Here is a 4,555-nt window from a genome sequence, read left to right on the forward strand (position 1 = left end):
ATGGAAAGATTTGGTTTTAGCTGTTTGGAGGGCTTTTGATAGAAGAGCAGTGTCTGCTGGGCTTAATTTAAAATCTGTTGGTTTCATATTTCTATTATATCACGTATCATTATTTTTTATTGAGTATAAGCTTCGAAAGCGAAGCTTACTGGAATTAATGCTTACAAATAGGGCTTACTTAACAACTACTTGAAGTTTTTAGAGGTGCCCTTGAGTAAGATGGTCATTAAACGTCTGAGCATGTTACTCAAGACTGGATAGACATAAGTTACTCGTTAGCGGCATCAGCTTTGGCTGGTGCCTTTTTCTTGAACGCCTAAATTTTAGTCTTGAACGGTAATGTTTTTCTCATTCAGGAAAGTTAAATGACTGTTCAGGAAATGGTGATTATTTTTGTAAGAAGAGTGGTATACTGAGAGTGTCAAGTTGCAATAGACAAACCAATAAAAAACAGAAAACATAAGGAGGTATTCATCATGAATACACAAACAATTTCACAATTTGAACTTTTGGACACTGAATTGCTTGCGACTGTTGAGGGCGGTGGTTGTACTCAACAAGGAGCCGGTAAAGCTGTGATAAAAGGTATGATTACAGGGGTTATCGGAGGAATTCCTGGAGGTCCATTGACAATGGCTGTAGGTTATAATTTTGGAGCTGTAGGAGGTGCTGCAGCTTATTTAGCAACCTGCTGGTGGTAATAATGATAAAATTCATATGTCATTTGTTTATTTCTAGCATAATAATTTATTACATATTTAGAGAAATTTTCAAGGAGGAAAGGAAGAGGTTTCTTGAAAAATTAAAGCATAAATCTAAATATTAGTCTTTACGACCAAGTGCGTCATATCGATGTTTTAAAACTTGATATGATGCGTTTTTTTTTATTTTGAAGACCTGTGATAAAATCCCCAATCTCCTTATTGTATGCTTGGTCTATCATGACAGAAAAGAGGAAAAACAGATGATTGATAAAACTAAGCAGATCGTTCTAGTGAGTGTAGCTAGTCTTGCTTTACTGGCCTTTGTCTCGACCATGGGTTACAGTCTAGGAAAACAGAGTGTGACCAACGAGACCAGGGCAGCTATCAAGCAAGAGGCCAAGAAGCTACAAGAGGAGCAGGCCCAAAAAGAGAAGTCTAGTCGCTTATCCCAAGAGGGTGTCAAGGCGTTTCTCCGTCACTACTTCACCAAGAAACAACTTGGCGAAAATAACAAGCGCATCAAGCCTTATTTGACGGATTCAGCCTACCGTGAAGAATTGACTCGCCAAGAAGATACCCTCCAGCAGGTCTATAAGGACTATATCTTGGACTATCAGTATCAGGAGGCTGATATTTACCTCAATCATGCTTCAAATGAGGTCTTAGCCGAGGTGTCTTATACAGTGACCTACATTCCAGATTTGGAACAAAAAGACAAGGCTCAGACCAATCAAGTGGAGAAACGCCTCTTACGCTTGACCTACACTAAACCGGGAGATAAGCTCTTGGTCAACCATCTTCAAACCTATTCGACAGATTTATCAGAAGCTCTTACTCAAGCACAAAAGACGACACCAGAGCCAGAAGCGATTCCTGAATTGCCAGTTTCAACCACAACACCCTAAGCAGAAGGCTGTGCTTCTGCTTTTTTGATAGGAGAATAAGATGATAACATTAGAGACGATTAAGAAGAAGTCCATTGTTGACGTGGCAGGGGCCTTGGGTATTCCTCTGAAACGCCTATCCAGCACCCTTTACGAGCAGGTAGAACACGATTCTTTCAAGATTTTTACCAACATCAATACCTTCAAGTGGTTTTCACGGGATATTCAGGGCGATGTCATTGATTTTGTCCAGCTGATAGCAGGGGTTAGCTTCAAGGAAGCCATTCACTTTTTGGACAAGGGCGATTTTCCAGAGCAGGAGGTTCAGGCGTTAAAACTAGAACCGTTTCGCTATTATCTTCCTGAAAGTAAGGACTTTAGTTCTGCTCGCACTTATCTCAAGACCATCCGTCACTTATCTGATGAGACCATCAGGCAAGGACTTCTTGCCCAGGGGCAATGGCAGAGCGACAACCATACAGAGCCTGTAGTCGTGTTTAAGAGCAAGGACCATCATGGGCGATTGGTAGGAGCCAGTCTTCAGGGGATTGAAGAACACCCAGACAGATACAAGCGGGGACGGCTCAAGAAAATCATGAAAGGCTCTCATGATTATGCAGGGATTAGTTTGACTATAGGTAAACCCAAGCGGCTTGTCTTTGCGGAATCTGCCATTGATTTGATGAGTTATTATGAATGCCATAAGGAAGAGCTATCGGATGTCCGTCTGGTCTCGATGGAAGGATTAAAGAAAAGCGTTATTGCCTACCATGTGATCCGTCTAGCTTCGGAGGAAAAGAGAGATTTTAGCTTTCTTGATGAGTTGGACAAGGGACGATTAAGTCACTATCTGGATGTGATTTTACAGACGACCACCTATTTTAATCAGCATAATCATCTCTTGACCTTGGCTGTCGATCATGATAAGGCAGGGCGAGGCTTTATTGAGAAGTTAAGAGACCAGGGCTTTCCCCTTGAGCAGGATTTACCACCTTTAGGTCTACTAGATGGCAAAGCTGATTGGAATGAGGAGTTGATGAGGCGAAAGTCGGAACCTAGTTTGGACGATTGGCTCTGTCAGTTTTATGAGGAGCGTTCCCAGGCTGTCTATTCTCCTAGAACTCCCACTCTTGACTTGTGATGAAAAAATCAAGATGCCTCTGATAAGCTAGACCCAAACCCAAAGAAGGAGGAATGCCTATGAGTTTGAGCCAAGTGGCTCGCCTAGAAGAAAAAGTTAAGAAACAGGCCGAGAAAGTGGCTAGAGAAGAGGAACGCCTTAACACCTATCAGGACCAACTTCAGGAAGCCATGTACTCAACCTTTATCACTTGTCAAGCTAGCAGTCAAATACGCTTTGACGAGGCTTTAGAGCGAGCTTTTGGGAAAATGACCAAACCACATACCTCACAAGAATCTAATGATACAAGGAGAACAGAATGACGACACAAACAGACTGGACCTATGATGGTTCACTAGACCAAGCAACACCAACTACCCCAGACCAGGAACGAGCAAAGGTTGCGGCACTTTTTGGTAAAGGTGACCCAGCACCAAGTCCCGCCACAGAAGGGATTGATTATCAGGCAGAATTCCAGAAGCTAAAGGCTGGTGACAAGCACCAAGCCTCGCAGGAAATGTTCAAAGTGCCACCAACAGTTACTTTAAGTCCCACCTTAGACCAAGACCCTGCTACCTTGTATAAGGACCACCTTCAGAAGCAACTTGCCAGCCACGAAGCAGACATGAGCAGCTACCAACAGGAGCTTGACCACTTGCAGGGCTTGGTCAATGAGAAAGGCAACACCATCAAAACCATCACCGCCATTCTAAAGGCGATGGATACACTTGTCTAAGCGAACAGTCCTCCTGGGACTGTTTTTTGAAAGGAGCAGCATGTTAAGAGACCTATTCAAACCTAAAGAGAAGAATGTTTCACCATCATCAGACCGTTTCAAGTCTTTGATTCATACCTTATCAGCCATGACGGATACAGAGTTAGACAAGGTTGAGAAGCTCATCAATCTAGTCTTTGACCAGAAGCAGCAGGAAAATCAGGTACATCCCTCTGAACCAGTAAGCCCAGTCATTCAGGAAGAAAGCCTGGATGACCGTATTGAGATTGCCAGAGCAACATTAAAGACAGAAGAGCTAGAAAAACGGATTGAGCAGTTTAAGCAGAGTAAGAAGTAAATTATTTCTTGCTTAGTAGGGGATCTTGTGGTATAATTTAGTTAGATTAGAAGTCATCGAAGGTACAGCAATGTATAACTAGGTGGCCTTTTTTCATATTGTGGAGAGATATTTTATGCCTAATAATGTATTTGAATTAATAAATTTTAAGGACTATTTGCCGTTAGATTTAGATATTACTGATAAAACTAGGTTGGTTTATAGACCAGTATTAGCACCAACTCAATTAAAATGTTCTCTTGAGCCAGCTTTAACTGAAGAACAGTTATATGTCCACATGAAAGAAAACTCTAACTGGTCTTTCGAGTACGATGGGAATGATGACTTTTATAAACAGGATTGTGTTGATTTTTTACGAGATACAGATTTTCAATCCTTTTCTCAATATGGAAAGTTGGTGGATAGAAAATATATAGAAGCAAAAAGAGTTTACTTATTCGATAGCTACTTTAGAAATTTTCTTCAAGAGATACTGGAGCGTATCGAAGTTTTTTTGAAGAAGAGTACAGCTGATGCTCTGACGATTGGCTACAATAGACTTGTTCGGTAACTACTTGGTTTCAAAATTAATAATCCCACAAATTAACTCAGCACGTATTTCAAAACGTTTTCTCCGACCACGATAGTCTTGTTTCATGATTTGAAACGTCTTAAACTTCGCATTGAAATGCTCAATTTGGATACGAATCGCTGCCATCTCACGATTTAGTTGCTTTTCCTCTTCCGTCAATCTGTGATGTTTTGAGTTCTTAGCTGGAATAAAGCTATTTTCAT

General features: G+C 41.3%; 9 protein-coding genes. 8 read left to right on the top strand and 1 reads right to left on the bottom strand.

Annotated features, from left to right (window positions below):
* The 8 genes from BU200_RS11410 to BU200_RS10025 all read left to right on the top strand — a co-directional run.
* Positions 1-193: hypothetical protein (locus tag BU200_RS11410; protein WP_211268964.1), on the top strand; the 193-nt coding region annotated here is incomplete at its 5' end.
* 283 nt (positions 194-476) lie between these two features.
* Complete coding sequence (locus BU200_RS09995) at positions 477-701, top strand: Blp family class II bacteriocin (protein WP_075099990.1); 225 nt, start codon at positions 477-479, stop codon at positions 699-701.
* A 263-nt stretch (positions 702-964) separates the two neighbouring features.
* Positions 965-1,609 carry a hypothetical protein gene (locus BU200_RS10000; RefSeq protein WP_075099991.1) on the top strand — a complete coding sequence of 215 codons (645 nt, stop codon included), beginning with the start codon at positions 965-967 and terminating at the stop codon, positions 1,607-1,609.
* 40 nt (positions 1,610-1,649) lie between these two features.
* Complete coding sequence (locus BU200_RS10005) at positions 1,650-2,729, top strand: toprim domain-containing protein (protein ID WP_075099992.1); 1,080 nt, start codon at positions 1,650-1,652, stop codon at positions 2,727-2,729.
* Positions 2,730-2,794: 65 nt separating this feature from the next.
* Entirely contained in the window at positions 2,795-3,031 is a 237-nt protein-coding gene (locus tag BU200_RS10010) for a DUF5965 family protein (RefSeq protein ID WP_075099995.1), read from the top strand.
* Entirely contained in the window at positions 3,028-3,444 is a 417-nt protein-coding gene (locus BU200_RS10015) for a DUF5945 family protein (protein ID WP_075099993.1), read from the top strand. Before BU200_RS10010 ends, BU200_RS10015 begins: the two co-directional genes overlap by 4 nt.
* A 40-nt stretch (positions 3,445-3,484) precedes the next feature.
* Complete coding sequence (locus BU200_RS10020) at positions 3,485-3,781, top strand: hypothetical protein (RefSeq protein ID WP_075099994.1); 297 nt, start codon at positions 3,485-3,487, stop codon at positions 3,779-3,781.
* Between the two features lie 115 nt (positions 3,782-3,896).
* Positions 3,897-4,331: a hypothetical protein gene (locus BU200_RS10025; RefSeq protein WP_244912653.1), complete on the top strand. Its 435-nt coding sequence runs from the start codon at positions 3,897-3,899 to the stop codon at positions 4,329-4,331.
* Here BU200_RS10025 and BU200_RS10030 read toward each other — a convergent pair.
* A partial coding sequence (locus tag BU200_RS10030) for a transposase family protein (RefSeq protein ID WP_142237021.1) occupies positions 4,332-4,555 on the bottom strand: 224 nt, incomplete at its 5' end.

Origin of the sequence: Streptococcus acidominimus (assembly GCF_001921825.1) — a bacterium.
Taxonomy (GTDB): Bacteria; Bacillota; Bacilli; order Lactobacillales; family Streptococcaceae; genus Streptococcus; species Streptococcus acidominimus.